This window comes from Sinomonas albida (assembly GCF_004919045.1).
Taxonomy (GTDB): domain Bacteria; phylum Actinomycetota; class Actinomycetes; order Actinomycetales; family Micrococcaceae; genus Sinomonas; species Sinomonas albida.
Window position 1 is genome coordinate 138,293 of record NZ_SWDW01000011.1, and the last position, 15,035, is coordinate 153,327.

Annotated in this window: 15 protein-coding genes and 1 pseudogene; 12 read left to right on the top strand and 4 right to left on the bottom strand. The window is 71.7% G+C overall.

The features are described 5' to 3' along the window. The first annotated feature begins 33 nt into the window (after nucleotides 1–33). Nucleotides 34–528 carry a hypothetical protein gene (locus E6A26_RS12525; RefSeq protein WP_136611526.1) on the top strand — a complete coding sequence of 165 codons (495 nt, stop codon included), beginning with the start codon at nucleotides 34–36 and terminating at the stop codon, nucleotides 526–528. Nucleotides 529–538: 10 nt separating this feature from the next. Here the strand turns inward: E6A26_RS12525 and E6A26_RS12530 are convergent, their stop codons facing one another. Next, the gene (locus E6A26_RS12530; protein WP_136611527.1) at nucleotides 539–1,150 is read right to left on the bottom strand and encodes a LysE/ArgO family amino acid transporter; all 612 of its coding nucleotides are present in this window, start codon (nucleotides 1,148–1,150) and stop codon (nucleotides 539–541) included. Nucleotides 1,151–1,295: 145 nt separating this feature from the next. Here E6A26_RS12530 and E6A26_RS12535 point away from each other — a divergent pair, with 145 nt between their 5' ends. Beyond that, nucleotides 1,296–2,219 (top strand): ArgP/LysG family DNA-binding transcriptional regulator, encoded by a 924-nt coding sequence (locus tag E6A26_RS12535; protein ID WP_136611528.1) that lies wholly within the window; start codon nucleotides 1,296–1,298, stop codon nucleotides 2,217–2,219. 106 nt (nucleotides 2,220–2,325) lie between these two features. On the opposite strand, the gene idi is transcribed toward E6A26_RS12535, so the two are convergent. The 3 genes from idi to E6A26_RS12550 are packed head-to-tail and all read right to left on the bottom strand — an operon-like array spanning nucleotide 2,326 to nucleotide 5,142. After that, nucleotides 2,326–2,856, bottom strand: coding sequence for an isopentenyl-diphosphate Delta-isomerase (gene idi / locus E6A26_RS12540; protein WP_136611529.1), 531 nt, complete (start codon nucleotides 2,854–2,856; stop codon nucleotides 2,326–2,328). A 10-nt stretch (nucleotides 2,857–2,866) separates the two neighbouring features. Then, nucleotides 2,867–4,351: an SDR family oxidoreductase gene (locus E6A26_RS12545; RefSeq protein WP_234865426.1), complete on the bottom strand. Its 1,485-nt coding sequence runs from the start codon at nucleotides 4,349–4,351 to the stop codon at nucleotides 2,867–2,869. After that, on the bottom strand, nucleotides 4,348–5,142 hold the full coding sequence (locus tag E6A26_RS12550; RefSeq protein WP_234865428.1) for a TspO/MBR family protein: 795 nt from the start codon (nucleotides 5,140–5,142) through the stop codon (nucleotides 4,348–4,350). The genes E6A26_RS12545 and E6A26_RS12550 overlap by 4 nt, the downstream gene beginning before the upstream one ends. 85 nt (nucleotides 5,143–5,227) lie before the next feature. Here E6A26_RS12550 and E6A26_RS12555 point away from each other — a divergent pair, with 85 nt between their 5' ends. The 10 genes and pseudogenes from E6A26_RS12555 to E6A26_RS12595 all read left to right on the top strand — a co-directional run. Continuing rightward, on the top strand, nucleotides 5,228–6,388 hold the full coding sequence (locus E6A26_RS12555) for a polyprenyl synthetase family protein (RefSeq protein WP_168928743.1): 1,161 nt from the start codon (nucleotides 5,228–5,230) through the stop codon (nucleotides 6,386–6,388). Further along, on the top strand, nucleotides 6,388–7,347 hold the full coding sequence (locus E6A26_RS12560; RefSeq protein WP_136611531.1) for a phytoene/squalene synthase family protein: 960 nt from the start codon (nucleotides 6,388–6,390) through the stop codon (nucleotides 7,345–7,347). Before E6A26_RS12555 ends, E6A26_RS12560 begins: the two co-directional genes overlap by 1 nt. Continuing rightward, entirely contained in the window at nucleotides 7,344–9,035 is a 1,692-nt protein-coding gene (gene crtI / locus E6A26_RS12565; RefSeq protein WP_234865431.1) for a phytoene desaturase family protein, read from the top strand. Before E6A26_RS12560 ends, crtI begins: the two co-directional genes overlap by 4 nt. Then, nucleotides 9,023–9,475, top strand: a complete 453-nt coding sequence (locus tag E6A26_RS12570; RefSeq protein WP_136611532.1) for a lycopene cyclase domain-containing protein — start codon at nucleotides 9,023–9,025, stop codon at nucleotides 9,473–9,475. Before crtI ends, E6A26_RS12570 begins: the two co-directional genes overlap by 13 nt. Nucleotides 9,476–9,639: 164 nt before the next feature. Continuing rightward, a complete protein-coding gene (locus E6A26_RS17635) occupies nucleotides 9,640–9,885 on the top strand; it encodes a hypothetical protein (protein ID WP_168928734.1) in 246 nt (81 codons plus the stop codon). Then, complete coding sequence (locus tag E6A26_RS17640) at nucleotides 9,882–10,781, top strand: prenyltransferase (protein ID WP_168928735.1); 900 nt, start codon at nucleotides 9,882–9,884, stop codon at nucleotides 10,779–10,781. The genes E6A26_RS17635 and E6A26_RS17640 overlap by 4 nt, the downstream gene beginning before the upstream one ends. Further along, complete coding sequence (locus E6A26_RS12580; protein ID WP_136611534.1) at nucleotides 10,778–12,226, top strand: cryptochrome/photolyase family protein; 1,449 nt, start codon at nucleotides 10,778–10,780, stop codon at nucleotides 12,224–12,226. The genes E6A26_RS17640 and E6A26_RS12580 overlap by 4 nt, the downstream gene beginning before the upstream one ends. Nucleotides 12,227–12,250: 24 nt before the next feature. After that, nucleotides 12,251–12,913, top strand: a complete 663-nt coding sequence (locus tag E6A26_RS12585; RefSeq protein ID WP_168928744.1) for a MarR family winged helix-turn-helix transcriptional regulator — start codon at nucleotides 12,251–12,253, stop codon at nucleotides 12,911–12,913. A gap of 161 nt (nucleotides 12,914–13,074) precedes the next feature. Beyond that, nucleotides 13,075–13,992: a cation diffusion facilitator family transporter gene (locus E6A26_RS12590; RefSeq protein ID WP_136611536.1), complete on the top strand. Its 918-nt coding sequence runs from the start codon at nucleotides 13,075–13,077 to the stop codon at nucleotides 13,990–13,992. 481 nt (nucleotides 13,993–14,473) lie between these two features. After that, nucleotides 14,474–15,035, top strand: a pseudogene (locus tag E6A26_RS12595) (hypothetical protein); the annotation flags it as partial.

Genomic DNA, 15,035 nt, shown 5'->3' on the forward strand with positions numbered 1-15,035 from the left:
CCGTCTGTGTCTGTGTGGAGGGGACCCAATTTCATGGCAGGACTAGCGCTTGTGGCCGATGCGCGGCACCTCGGAGCTTCTCGGGGACCCGGCGCGGCCGCCCTCTGGCGCATGGGTTCGGCTGCCCGCTGGCGGGCGCTGTTCGCACGGCCCACGAGCCGCGAGCTCAACAACGTGATCGGCCTGCTCCCGCAGGCGTGCTTCCTGTGCCCCGCGACGGAGGAGACGGGGTGGTGGAAGATCGACGCCGTCCTCGACTTCGTGGCACTGAGCGGAGCCGACCGCGTGGTTTGGCTCGACGGCGCACTCCAGGTCTTCGACCCCCATCTGGGCGTGACGTACCGGGAGGCGGCCGAGGACGCGCTTGCCGACGCCGGGATCCCCGCGCTTCTCATGGCCCCCAACCCCGTCCGCGGGCTCAACGACGCGGCGGCCCAGCTCGTGGAGGACTTCGGCTCCGGCCGGCTTTGGGCTCCGGTCTGGAGTGTGGGGACGCCGCCGCTTCCGTCGCTCGAGGCGGCGGTCTGAGCGCTGCGTCTCAGCCCCGCGTTGCGAGGAGCACGGCGAGCGTGAGCATGAGGACGGCGACGCAGCCGTCGAGCACGCGCCAGGACGCGGGCCGCGCAAAGAATCCGGTGAGGCCACGCGCGCCGAAGCCGACGAGCGGGAACCACACGGCGCTCGCCGTCGCGGCCCCGGCGCCGAAGAGCCAGCGGCCCGACTCGCCCTGGGCGTTCGCGAGGGATCCGAGAAGCACGAGCGTATCCAGATAGACGTGGGGGTTGAGCCACGTGAGGGCCATCGCCGTGAGTGCGGCCGACCAAAGCGTGGCGCCGCCGCGCGAGGCCGTGGAGGCCACGAGGGCCCCGGGCCGAATGGCTCGCCGGGCCGCGAACAGGCCGTAGGCCACAAGGAAGGCGGCCCCCACCCAGCGGATCACGTCGAGCAGCACGGGCGCTCCCTGAATCGCCGCGCCGATCCCGCCCACGCCGACGAAGATGAGCAGCGCGTCGCTCGCCACGCACACGATCACGATGGGCAGGATCCACTCGCGGCGGATGCCTTGGCGCAACACATACGCGTTCTGGGCGCCAATGGCGACGATGAGTCCGAGGCCTGCGCCGACGCCGGTGAGAAAGGGGGCGATCACTGGGGTGAGGGGGTGGAAGGATGCGAACACTGGGGTGACGGGGTGGAAGAAGTGGAGGTCATGGTTCGACGGTAGGTCCGAATAATCTAAAGATCAATTCACTATTTTTGCAGCGCCATTAGAGTTTCTTCATTAGAATCGTCTCGTGGAACTGGACCAACTGAGGGCGCTCGCCGCCGTCGTCGATTTCGAGACGTTCGAGGCCGCGGCGGGCGAGCTGCGGCTCACGCCCTCGGCCGTGAGCCAACGGATCAAGGCGCTCGAGCGCTCGGTGGGAAGCGTCCTGGTGCGCCGCCTCAAACCGGTGCGGCCGACCCCGGCGGGGGAGCGGCTGCTCCGCTCGGCGCGCCAGCTCCTGCTCCTCGCCGACGAGGCCGTGCTTGCCCTGCGCTTCCCGGACGCCGCGGGCGAGGGCGCGAACGACGGCGGCGCGGGTCACCCGAGCTCTGCGCACCCCGGCGCCGAGCGTCTCCGGGTCCCCATCGTGGCCAACGCGGACTCGATCGCGACGTGGCTCCCCCCAGCGCTCCAGGAGATCGCGCTCGGCGGGCGGATCGCGCTCGAGCTGCTCCGCGACGACGAGCACGCGACCGCCGATCTGCTCCGTTCGGGCGACGCGGTCGCGGCCGTCACGGCAGACCCCGCCCCGGTTCAAGGCTGCAGCGTCCGCCCGCTGGGGACGATGCTCTACCGGGCCAAGGCGTCGCCAGAGTTCGTGGACCGGTGGTTCCCCGACGGCTCGACGCCGGAGGCGCTGGCGGCTGCCCCGGTCATGCAGTACGACCGCAAGGACAGCCACCAGCTCGGACTCCTCGCGCACGTGGCCCCCACGGCGGTGCCCCCGCAGCACTTCATCCCCGACTCGGTGCAGTACGTCGAGTCCGTTCGCGCCGGGCTCGGCTGGGGCATGGTCCCCGACCAGCAGGATCCGGACCACTCGCTCGTCACGCTCAATCCCGACTGGACCGAGCCCCTCCGGCTGTACTGGCAGGTGTGGACGCTCGACTCGCCGGGCCTCGCGGAGGTGACCGCCGCCGTCGTCCGCGCCGCCCGGGTGCTCGCCGCCTAGGGCAGTGAACTCAGGGGCGACCAGCACGGGCCCATTGAGTGCGGGCCCATTGAGCGCGGGCCCAGTGAGCACGGGGCCAGGGACGCAGGGGCAGTGGGCGCGTGCCTCAGAGGGCCGCCACTTCGAGCTGCCGCAGTTGTAGCCGGAGCCATGGGCTGAACGCGTACGGGGCCGCGACCACCGCCGCGCGGAGGCGATCGGGGGTGGTCCATTGCCACTCGCAGACCTCGTCCGCCGCGGGGACGGGGTCCGTCTCGGATCGGGCGCGGAAGACCGGGCAGATCTCGTTCTCGACAATGCCCGACGCATCCGTGGCGCGGTAGCGGAACTCCGGCAGGACCACGGACACGTCCGCGAGCTCGAGTCCGAGCTCCTCCCGCGCGCGGCGGCGCACGGCCTCGGCGAGCGGCTCACCCGGGGCGGGGTGCCCGCAGAAGGAGTTGGTCCAGACCCCCGGCCACGTCGGCTTGGCGAGCGCGCGGCGGGTCACGAGGAGGCGCCCGGCGCCGTCGTGGACGTGGCACGAGAAGGCGAGGTGCAGCGGCGTGTCGGTGCCGTGGACGGCGGATTTGGGGGCCGTGCCCAAGGCTGCCCCGGCGTCGTCGACCAGCTGGACAAGGGTCGTGTCGTAGGCCATCGCTTTCACCCTAGACCCCGATCCGATGGGCCTTCACGGCCGCTGCCGCGGCGGTGATGCGCGCGGCCATGCCCTTGAAGACGACGCCGTGGAACGGGAGGACGGCCGCCCAGTAGAGCCGCCCCGCGAGGCCCCGCGGAACGAACACCGCGCGCTGGAAGTAGAGGCTCCCACCGCCCCTCGGCACGACGCTCAGCTCGAGCCATGCGCGGCCCGGCACGCGCATCTCGGCGCGCAGTCGCAGGAGCCGCCCGGGTTCGAGGGCCTCGACTCGCCACCAGTCGAGTGCGTCGCCGAGCTGAAGGCGCCGCGGGTCGCGGCGTCCGCGCCGAAGGCCCACCCCGCCCGCGAGCTTGTCGATCCAACCGCGCACGGCCCACGCGAGGGGGAAGGAATACCAGCCGTTCTCGCCGCCGATTCCCTGGATGACCTCCCAGAGGTCGTCCGGCGGCGCGGTGGTGAACTGGGTCCGGGAGTCCGTGAAGACCCGGCTCCCGGCCCAGTTCGGGTCGCTGGGGAGCGGGTCGGAGGGTGCGTCCACAGCCGTCGACCCCGCCCACGTCGTCTCGACCTCGCCGCGGGCGATCTTCGCGAGCGCCAATTCGACGGCCCGCTCGTAGCTCGTGAGCCCCCCGGCTGGAGGCGGGAGGAAGTCCGCGGTGTCGGCGTCCCGCACCACGCAGTCGTTCTGGAGGGACTCGACGAGGGGAATCGCGAGGGCACGCGGGATCGGCGTGACGAGGTTGACCCACTGCGCCGCGAGCCACGGGGTCAGGACGGGGAGGGGAAGGATGAGCGGCGCGCGCATCCCGGCGACGAGCGCGTAGCGGCGCATCATCTCGCCGTAGGTGAGCACGTCCGGCCCCCCGATATCGAGCGTGCGGTTGACCTCCCGCGGAAGGTCGGCCGCCCTCTCGAGGTAGTCCAGGGCATCGCGGACGGCGATGGGCTGCACCCGGTTGAGCACCCAGCGGGGCGCTGGCATGACGGGCAGGACGTCGGTGAGATGGCGCACCATCTCGAAGCTCGCCGAGCCGGATCCGATCACGAGGCCGGCCTGGAGCACCGCCGTGGGCGCGCCGGAGTCGAGGAGGATGCGCCCGACCTCGGAGCGGGACTTGAGGTGGCGGCTGAGTTTGGCGCCGGGGTTGAGCCCGCTGAGGTAGACGATCCGTGAGACGCCGCCTGCTGCCGCGGCCTGGGCGAGCGCCGTCGCTCCTGCCCGCTCCTTCTCCCCGAAGTCTCCGTTCGCGCGGGCTCCCATGGAATGGACGAGGTAGTAGACCACGTCGGCCCCGTCGCACAGGGCGCGGACGGCGTCCGGATCCTCAAGGCTCCCGGTGACGGCCTCGACGTCGTCGCGCCAGGGGACGTCGCGGAGCTTCGCCGGGTTCCGCACGAGGACCCGGACCTGTTGGCCGGCGGCGAGCAGTCGGGGGACGAGGCGCCCGCCGATGTAGCCCGTTGCGCCGGTCACGGCGATGATGCGGCTCAAGCGCGGTTCCCCTTCCGGCCGCGGAGGCTGGCCACCAGACCTGCCGCGAGGACGACGACGGCGGCCGAGGCTGCGGTCACGGCCGTTCCGGGAAGGACCAGCGTACCTCCCGCCCGCGCCACGGCGATCCAGGCCAGGCCCCACGCCACAGCGAGGACCGGGCTCCACCGCCTTCGCGAGGCGAGCGCGAGCCCCACGAGTGCCGCGAGGGCGAGGACGACGGCGGCGGACGGCTCGGCGGGCAGGCTCACCCCGGCCCAGGCCAAGACCGATGCGGTGTTCGCGACCGTCGCGACGCAGATCCAGCCGAGATAGAGCCCGAACGTCCCGTCACTGAGAACTGCCTCGGCTCTGGAGGCTGGGCGCTCGGCCAGGCTGAGCGCGAAGAGCCGGCACAGCACCCCGAGGAGGGCCAGCATGACCACGAGGCTCGCGGGGACGGAGCCGAGCTGCACCGCCCAGAGCCATGCGGCGTTCAGGAGCATCGAGGCCGCAGCCCAGGGGCGGATCCGGCGCTGGCGTGCGCTGTGCCGGGCGCCTGGAAGGAGCTGCCAGACCGCGTAGGCGAGCAGGCCCGCGTAGATGACGCTCCAGATGGCGAAGGCCGGGGCCCCTGGGGCCACCGGCGTCGCCGTGCTCGAGAAGTAGCCGCCTGCGGCGGAGGCCACCGGGGTGCCGCCGAAGGCTCCGCTTCCCACGGCGGCAAAAGCCAGGGCGGCGACCGCCGAAGCGGCAGTGAGGATGACCGGCGTCGTGCGTGAGGGTCGGGGTGATGTCTCGAGAACGGCCACGGTAGCTCCTCTGGACACGGGCGGCTTTCTCGATCATCATATTTCTCGAACATCGAGACATCAAGGTTGGACCCCAGGAGGCATGATGGACGGGGCAGTTTTAGCTTCGGTGGCAGCGTCGGCGACAGCGCAGCGCGCACCCCATTCGGCCAACCGCCTCCGGGAAGGGATCGGCGGCCGAGGTCTCGGGTGGAGCGAGGTCGCCGAGCGCGTCGAGGCGATCGTGCAGGACTATGTGGCGACGTCTCAGCGGCGGTCCGCCTCCGCACCCGCCCGCGAACTCTGGAACCACATCGGCGCGTCGTTCGGCGGAGGAAAGCGCCTGCGGCCCCAGCTCGTGTGGCTCTCCTACGCCGCCTTCGGAGGCAACGACCCCGAGTCGTGCGCCGCGGCCGGGGCCGCGTTCGAGTTCCTCCACGGCGCACTCGTGGTGCACGACGACGTGATCGACCGCGACACCGTGCGGCGCGGGCGCCCCAACATCGCGGGCACGTACGCAGCCCGGGCGCAGGCACGCGGTATTGGGGCGGTCGAAGCGAGCCACCTCGGCAGCTCCGCGGCCATCATCGCGGGCGACCTGCTGCTCGCGGCCTCCTATCGCATTCTGGAGCGCGCGGCGAGCGATTCGAGCACGCGGACTCGGCTCCTGGACCTCCTGCACGGGGCGATGGCGGACGCCGCGAGCGGCGAGTTGGCCGACGTCCTCATGGCCCACGCCTCGGGCACCGTCGACGAGGTCCTCGAGATGGAGCGCCTCAAGACGGCCGTCTATTCGTTCGAGGCGCCGCTCCGCGCCGGAGCCGTGCTCGTTGGGGCAACCGACGCCGAGGTCGAGGCGGTGGGCCGCGTGGGAAGCCTCATCGGCATCGCGTATCAGGTCATCGACGACGTGCTCGGCACCTTCGGCGACCCGCGGCAGACCGGCAAGCCTGTGACCTCGGACCTGCGCGAGGGGAAGCTCACCGTCCTCACCGCCTTCGCTGGGCGGGACCCCGAGGTTGCCGCGTACCTGGGGCCGCCGCGGGACGGCCATGATGACGGGAGCCCCGAAGCCCGCGAGGATCCGGCCCGAGAGGATCTGGCCCGCGAGGCCCTCCACCGTGCGGGCGCGGACGGCTACGCCCTCAATCTGGCCCACTCGCTCGTCACGGAGGCGCTCGACGAGGCCCGGCGGTGCGACCTTCCCGCCCCCTTGCGCTCCGAGCTGACACGTCTCTGCAATCACGTCCTCCACCGGGAGCGCTGATGTCTGCCACGGCTCATCCGCAGCGCCTCGGCAGCCGTGCCCGCTCCGGCGGTGCGGCCCCGGGCGACCCGCTGAGAAAGTACACGGCCGCGGCCACGGCGAGCTCCGCCGTCGTCATCCGCAGCTACTCGACGTCGTTCGGGCTCGCGTGCCGCCTCCTCGGGTCGTCGATCCGACCCGACATCGAGAACATCTACGCGCTCGTGCGCCTCGCCGACGAGATCGTGGACGGCGCCGCGGCGGGGGCTGGCATGGCCCCCGAGGCCATTCGGATGCAGCTCGACGGCCTCGAGCGCGAAACGCACGCGGCCCTCGACTGCGGCTACAGCACGAACCTCGCGGTGCACGCGTTCGCCCAGACGGCGCGCCGGGCGGGGATCGGCCGCGATCTCGTCGACCCGTTCTTCGACTCGATGCGGAGAGACTGCGAGGTCAGCTCGCATTCGAGCGAGTCGCTGAGCGAGTACATCTACGGCTCGGCTGAGGTGGTGGGCCTCATGTGCCTGCGGGCATTCCTCGTCGGGGTGGAGGTGCCGGCGGCGGAGCGGCGCGTGATGGTCGAGTCCGCGCGGCGGCTCGGCGCGGCCTTCCAGAAGGTCAATTTCCTCCGCGATCTCGGACAGGACAGCGCTGAGCTGGGGCGCGAGTACTTTCCAGGGGTCGAGGCGCGTCATCTCACCGAGCTGGAGAAGGCGAGGCTCGTCGCCGACCTGCGGGCGGATCTGGACGCCGCGCTTCCCGGCCTGATGCTGCTCCCGGAGACGTCCCGCCGCGCGGTTGCCTTGGCCCATGCGCTCTTCTCCGAGCTCGGGGACCGCATTGCAGCGTGTCCGGCCCACGTGCTCGTGACGACCCGCATCAGCGTGCCGACCGCCGTCAAGGTGAGGCTCGCGGCGGCGGCGCTCTTCGGACTCCGACCGTCCCGGCCTTCAGCCGGCGCGCCCGGGAGGGCGAGATGATGGCCCGTCCCGAGCGCACGGCCGCCCGCCCAGGCAGGCCGCGCAGACCGCGGAGCGTCACGATCATCGGCGGAGGGGTCGCCGGGCTCGCCACGGCCGGGCTCCTGGCCCGGGATGGGCACGCCGTCCAGGTGCTCGAGCAGGGAGCGGAGCTGGGCGGGCGCGCCGGTCGATGGGAGTCGGAGGGCTTCCGCTTCGACACGGGCCCCTCGTGGTATCTCATGCCCGAAGTGATCGACCACTGGTTCAGGCTCATGGGGACGAGCGCGGGAGACGAGCTCGAGCTCGTGCGGCTCGGTCCGGCCTACCGGACGTTCTTCGAGGGCGAGCAGCGGCCGGTGGACGTGCCCGGGGACCGCGCGGGCGCGATCGAGCTCTTCGACACCCTCGATCCCGGCTCAGGGGCAGCGCTCGAGCGGTACCTGGACGAGGCCGCCGACGCCTACGAAGTGGCCACCAGGCGCTTCCTCTACGACGACTTCTCCTCGGTCCGGGGACTCGCGAGCCTCGAGATCCTGCGCCGCGCGCCGCGCCTGGCCCGTCTCGTCACGCAGACGCTCGACGCGCGGATCGCCCGCCGCTTCGGCGACCGCCGCGAGCGTCAGATCCTCGGGTACCCCGCCGTCTTCCTCGGCACGACACCGTTCCGCGCCCCCGCCCTGTACCAGCTCATGAGCCACCTCGACCTCGGCCAGGGCGTCATGTATCCGCAGGGCGGATTCGCTTCGCTCGTCGACTCGATGGGACGGCTCGCCCGGGAGGCGGGGGCCCAGATCCACCTCGGGGCGCGGGCCACGAGGATCATCACGGGAGAGGCGCCGGGTGGCGCGCGCGTCGAGGGCGTGGAATGGACGGACGACGGCGGGCGGCAGCATCGCATGGGGGCGGACGTCGTGGTCGGGGCGGCCGACCTCCACCACCTCGAAACCGAGCTGCTGCCGCAGGAGCTGCGCAGCCATCCCGAGTCCTCGTGGGCACACCGCGACCCCGGACCCGGAGCGGTCCTCGCGTGCCTCGGCGTGCGCGGCAGCCTTCCGGAACTGGCCCACCACAACCTCTTCTTCACGCAGGACTGGCGCGACAACTTCGGGCGGATCGCGCGCGGCGAGAAGCTCCCGCACCAGACGTCCCTCTACGTCTCCCGGACCAGCGCCACCGATCCGCAGGTGGCTCCCGCGGGCCACGAGAGCCTCTTCGTCCTCGTCCCGTCGCCGGCCCGGCCGGAGTGGGGGAAGGGAGGGCTCGGCGGCTCGGGGGCTCCGGCCGTCGAATCGGTGGTGGATCTGGCCATCCGGCAGATCTCCGCGTGGGCAGGGATTCCGGACCTGCGGGATCGAGTGGTGGTGCGCAGGACGTTCGGGCCCGCCGACTTCGCCGCCGACTTCAACGCGTGGCGAGGGGCAGCCCTGGGCCTCGCGCATACGCTTGCGCAGAGCGCCTTCCTGCGACCCGGGAACGCGAGCCATACGGTAGCTGGCCTCCTGTATGCGGGTGCGTCCGTGCGCCCCGGGATCGGCGTGCCGATGTGCCTCATCAGCGCGGAGATCGTGCTCAAGCGCGTGCGCGGCGACCGATCGACGGGACCGGTTGCGCTGCCGGAACCACCCGCGCAGCGCGGGCTTGCGCCGGCCAAATCTGCGCTGCCCGCCGCGCTGGCAAGCGGCGAGGGGGCGACATGGCGTACCTGATCTCGTTGCTGACAGCGTCCGGCTGCCTCGCCGCCGTCGACCGCCGCTTCGTGCTGTTCTTCTGGCGCGCGCCGCGTGCGGCGGCCGCTGCCGTGGGGATCGGAACCGCCTTCTTCCTCGCCTGGGACTTCGCGGCCATTGGCGCCGGGATCTTCGAACGTGGCGAGTCGCCGCTCATGACGGGCATCCTGCTCGCACCCGAACTCCCACTCGAGGAGCCGTTCTTCCTCGCGTTCTTCTGCCACGCGGCGATGGTGCTGTTCACCGTCGCCGAGCGGCTGTTCCGGCTGCTGCGGCTCAGCCCGCGGCGTCGCGATGCGGGGGGCGCGTCCGCGGACCGACGTGGTCGCGCCGACGGACCGATGGGCAGCCCGGCCCCGCCGATGGGCAGCCCGGCCGCGGGTCGCTCCGACCTGCCCTCCGGAGGGACGTCGCGATGACGAGCTACGCGATTCTGGACGCCCTCTTCCTCGCCGCTGCGGCCGCCGTCGTCCTTTTGCTGCGGCGGCACAGCTCGCTGAGGGGGCACAGCCCATTGGGGAGACACAGTTCATTGCGGAGACGCCCCCAATTTCAGAGCTACAGCGCTGGGCGGTGGGGGCCGGTGCTGGCTGGCGGCCTGTGCCTCCTTGTCTTCACGGCCATCTTCGACAACGTCATGATTGCCTTGGGCCTGTTCGTGTACCGGGCCGGAACCCTGAGCGGCCTGATGCTTGGACGGGCGCCGCTCGAGGACTTCGCCTACCCCGTGGCGGCCGCCGTGCTGCTGCCCGTGCTCTGGCGCTGGCTGCGTCGCTCCGAGATCGAGGCCGAATCCGAGCCCGAGCCCGACTCCGAGGAGCCCACGTGAGCTTCGTAACCGCCGTGCGGGCGGTGACGGCCCGCGACCTCCTCGTTTCGTCTCGGCCGCTTTCGTGGGTCAACACGGCCTACCCGTTCGCGGCGGCCTACTTCCTGGCCACCGATCGCGTCGACTGGCGGTTGATCGTCGGGACGGCGTTCTTCCTTGTGCCGTACAACGCCGCGATGTACGGGACCAACGACGTGTTCGACTACGAATCTGATCTTCGGAATCCACGCAAGGGCGGCGTCGAGGGCGCCGTCCTTGACCCCGCGAAGCACGCCGCCATGCTGTGGTTTTCCTGGGGGTCGTGCATGCCGTTCGTCGTCGCCCTCGTCGCGGGCGGACCGCCGGCGAGCTGGGCCGTCCTGGCCTTGTCGCTCTTCGCGGTCGCCGCGTACAGCGTGCCGGGACTCCGTTTCAAGGAGCGCCCGGTCCTCGACTCCCTGACCTCGAGCACGCACTTCGTCTCGCCCGCGGCGTACGGGCTCGCGCTCGCGGGCTGGCAGCCCTCGGCCCAGGGCGTCGCCGCGCTCGCTGCGTTCTTCCTGTGGGGCGTCGCGAGCCACGCGTTCGGAGCGGTCCAGGACATCGTTCCGGACCGGGACGCCGGCATCGCCTCGAGTGCGACTCTCTTCGGTGCGCGCGCGACCGTCCGCCTCGCGCTCGTCTGCTACCTTGGCGCGGGCGTCCTCCTGCTCGTTGCGGGCGGGGACGCGTGGTGGGCGGGCCTGCTCGCGCTTCCGTATGCCGCCAACGTCGCCCCCTTTGCGGCGCTGCACGACGCGCGGTCCGCCCGCGCCCGCGCTGGCTGGCGCCGATTTCTCTGGCTCAACTATCTGACAGGATTCGCCGTGACGCTCTTGCTGATTGCTGTGGAATTTGGTCGGGAGGTCGGACGATGACCCACCAGAAGCCGTCCATTGCCTGGTTCCGCGACGACCTTCGCGTTACGGACCACCCCGCACTGCGGGCAGCGATGGAATCCGGACCGACCATCGCCCTCTTCGTGCTCGACGAGAAGTCTCCAGGCGTGCGGCCGCTCGGCGGAGCGGCGCGCTGGTGGCTCCATCGTGGGCTCGATGCGCTGCGCGAGGAGCTCGAGCACCTCGGCGTTCCGCTCGTGCTGCGGCGGGGGCCGGCCGCCGCCGTCGTGCCTTCCGTCGCCGCGCAGGCGGGTGCCGGCGCGGTGTTCTGGAACCGGCGGTACGGGCGGCCCGAGCGGCGCGCGGACGAAGCGGTCAAGGCGCTCGTGAGTGGCGCGGGACGGCGCGCGTCGAGCTTTCAGGGCTCTCTTCTGCACGAGCCGTGGGAGCTCACGAACCGCCAGGGCGGGCATTACAAGGTCTTCACGCCGTTCTGGAACGAGCTGAGCTCCTGGGAGTTCCGGCATCCGCTCCCCGCTCCGGACGCGCAGTCCGAGGCCCCCGAGGGTCTCCCGGACAGCGAGGCGCTCGAAGACTGGGCGCTCCTCCCGCACAGCCCCGACTGGTCCGCGCCGCTTGCCGAGGCCTGGACGCCTGGGCCGGGCGCCGCCGCCGAGATCCTCGACGACTTCGCGGAGGGCCCCCTCGCCGACTACGCCGACGCGCGCGATCGGCCCGACCGCGAGGGCTCGAGCCGCCTCTCACCGCATTTGCGCTGGGGTCACGTGAGCCCGTTCGAGGTGTGGCACGCGATCGCCGCGCAGCGGCGGGACGCGCCCAGTAGCGCCGCGGTCTTCGCCTCCGAGCTGGGCTGGCGGGAGTTCGCGTGGCACCAGCTGTACCACCACCCCGATCTCGCCACCGTGAATCTGCGGCGCGAGTTCGATGCCTACCCATGGTGGTCGCCGGAGTCCGGCTCGGACGCGGAACGCACGGACGACGACGGCGGCGCTCGCTTGGGCGGATCCCATGCCGACGGCGGCATGAAGGCGCTGCTCGAAGCTTGGCAGCAGGGGCGCACGGGGTTCCCGATGGTCGACGCCGGGCAGCGGGAGCTGTGGAACACGGGCTGGATGCATAACCGGGTCCGCATGGTTTCGGCGAGTCTCCTCGTGAAGAATCTCGGCATCGACTGGCGCCTCGGCGAGCAGTGGTTCTGGGACACGCTCGTTGACGCGGACGCGGCCTCCAATCCATTCAACTGGCAGTGGGCGGCGGGGTGTGGAGCGGACGCTTCGCCGTTCTTCCGCATCTTCAACCCGCTCACGCAGGCCAAGACCCACGACCCCGACGGCGCATACGCGCGCCGCTGGATTCCCGAGCTCGGCACCGAGCGCTATCCCGAGCCGTTGGTGGACCTCGCCGACTCGCGGGCCGAGGCGCTCGAGGCCTACCGCTCGCTGCGCGGGGACGCTGGCTCATGAGCGGCCGGTCTTAGAATGTGGCCCGTGCCTCCAGAGCGTTCCTCCGAGTCTTCCGCCGCGTCTCGCGGCGAGGTTTCCGCTGATCCTTCGGCTGAGCTTTCCGCTGATCCTGGCGCTGAGTCGTCCGTCGAGCCTTCCGACGCGTCTTCGGGCGACGCACTTTCCGGCGGCGATTCGGGCCGCGGCGAGCTGCGCTCATCGCCGGGGTTCGAGCTTCTGTTCCTCCTGCAGAAGTTCACCACCGAGGCCGAACGATATTCGGAGGTCGTGCGCCGCCGGCACGGTCTCGCGCGGAACGACATCCACGCGATCAACGCGGTCGTCGAGGCGGACCGCACGGGCGGCACCACGACTCCGGGCGGGCTCCGTGAGCGGCTGGTGCTGAGCTCCGCCGCGATGACCGCGGTGCTCGACCGGCTTGAGGCGTCCGGTCACCTCCGACGCGAGCACAGCGCCGAGGACCGCCGCCAGGTGCTCCTCTCGGCAACGCCGAGCGCCCGGGAGACGGGCCGCGAGATGTTCGATCCCATGGTCGAGCACATGCTGCCAGTCCTCGCCGACTACGGGCCGGAGCAGCTCGCCTTCCTCGCCGAGGCAATTCAGCGACTCACGACGGCGATCGCCGAGGCGCGTGCGGAGCTCAACGCGCGGGGCGTCGGCCGGGAGGGCGTCGGCGGCGAGGGCTGATTGCCCCAAGAGGCCGGCGCTCACGGGCGACGGCGGCGACCCACCGCCGGATGCGGCGGCGACGGCTCGCGTTCGCACGTCCGTAATTCGCGGCCGTTCGCCGCGGTATTCGGCCGCATGTACCGTAGAACGGTGGACAACTTTGCGGCGGGCAGCTCACGATGAGCGCGCACGATCACTCCCACGCCGTTGACGCGACGCGGGACCGCAAGCGGCTCGTCCTCGCCCTCGGGGTGACGGTGCTCATCCTCATAGCCGAGGTCGTGGGTACCGCGCTGTCCGGGTCCCTCGCCCTGCTCGCGGACGCGGGCCACATGTTCACGGACGCCTCGGGGCTGCTGATCGCGCTCATCGCGGCGTCGCTGGCACTCCGGCCGCCGACCCCCGAACGCACGTGGGGCTACAAGCGGGCCGAGGTTCTGGCCGCGGCCCTTCAGGCCGGGCTCCTGCTCGTGGTCGGCGTGTTCATCCTCTACGAGGCGATCCGCAGGCTCATCGAGCCGCCCGCCATCGGCTCGTCGGCGATGCTGTGGTTCGGCATCATCGGCCTCGCGGGCAACGCCGTCGCCCTCTTGGTGCTCGCCTCGGGTCGGCACTCGAGTTTCAACCTTCGGGCCGCCTTCCTCGAGGTGCTCAACGACGCCCTGGGGTCGGCCGCCGTCATTGTCGCCGCCGTTGTCATCACGGTCACCGGATGGACACAAGCGGATGCGATCGTCTCGCTGTTGATCGGGGCCCTCATCATCCCGCGGACCCTGCGGCTGCTCCGCGAGACCACGGACGTGCTGCTCGCCGCGACGCCCAAGGGGCTCGACCTCCGCAGCGTGCGCGACCACATCCTTGCGCTCCCGCACGTCGTAGATGTCCATGATCTCCACGCGACCCTCATCGGCACCGGGACGCCTGTGATCACCGGCCACGTGACACTTCGAGACGAGTGCCTCACCGACGGGCACGCACAGAGGATCCTTGTCGAGCTGCAGGAGTGCGTCGCGGAACACTTCGACGTCCCCGTGGAGCACTCGACGTTCCAGCTCGAGACCACCACGCACCGCGATCAGGAGCATCTGCACCACTGAAGCGGATGCGGGCGGTCGCCGGTTTTTTGGGGGAGCCTCCCCCGCGGTAGCCGCGAGTGGGCGGTCGCGGACGACGTCGGCGCTGGCCTCGGCGCGGGCGGTCGCCGGTTACTTGGGGGAGCCTTCCCGCGGTAGCCGGGCGCAGGCGGTCGCGGCGTGTGACGTCTGCGCGGGCGTCGCCGGATATTTGGGGGAGCCTTCCCGCGGTAGCCGGGCGCAGGCGGTCGCAGCGGAAGACGTCGGCACGTGCCTGGGTGCCGGCGTCGCCGCTTCTGTGGGGGCTTCCCGCGGTAGCCGCGGCGCGCACGCTCGAATGCCGTCCAGCGGCACGGAATCTGGCCCATCGCGTGAGTCCGCCGCCCGGCCATGCGGGGGTCGAGTTCCTAGGGGGTGCTCGGCGACTGATTCGAATTCATATTCGTAACACGTGACGACCTGTGGTAGTATTAGTCAATAGTTTCGATTGATGTTGGGGGGCATCATGGCTGGGGGGACGGGGTCGGCCGGCGGCGGGTTGGCTGCTGCCGAGGCGTCCGGGGCGGTGGTGCTCACGCCGCGGCCGGGTTCGCTGCTGGAGGGCTCGCTGTGGCACCCCGACCCGTCCACCCTCACGGGCCCGGACGCGCGGCGGGTGCTGGCGGACATCGGGCGGGTGCGCTCGTTCCTGGCCGCGCTGGAGGCGCTGGCGGTGGAGCGGATGCGGCTGGCCTGCAGGGAGGAGGCGCGCCGCGCGGCCGAGCGGTCCGATCCCGGGGGCGGGGCCGGACCGGCCCGGTTCGGCGGGGACGTCTCCCACGCCCTGGCCGTGTCCGAGGTCGCGGTGGCCGAGGGGATCTCCGAGCACGCCGCGGCCAGGCTGCTCGGGGCCGCGCAGGCGCTGTGCGGGGCGCAGATCGCCGTGCTGGAGCACCTCGAGAGCGGGACCCTGTCCGAGGCGCACGCCCGCGTGCTCACGGACGAGGCCTCGACCCTGCCCCCGGAGTCGGCCGAGGAGTTCGGGATCGAGGCCCTGGCCCGGCTCGAGACCCGCACCGGGCGCAGGC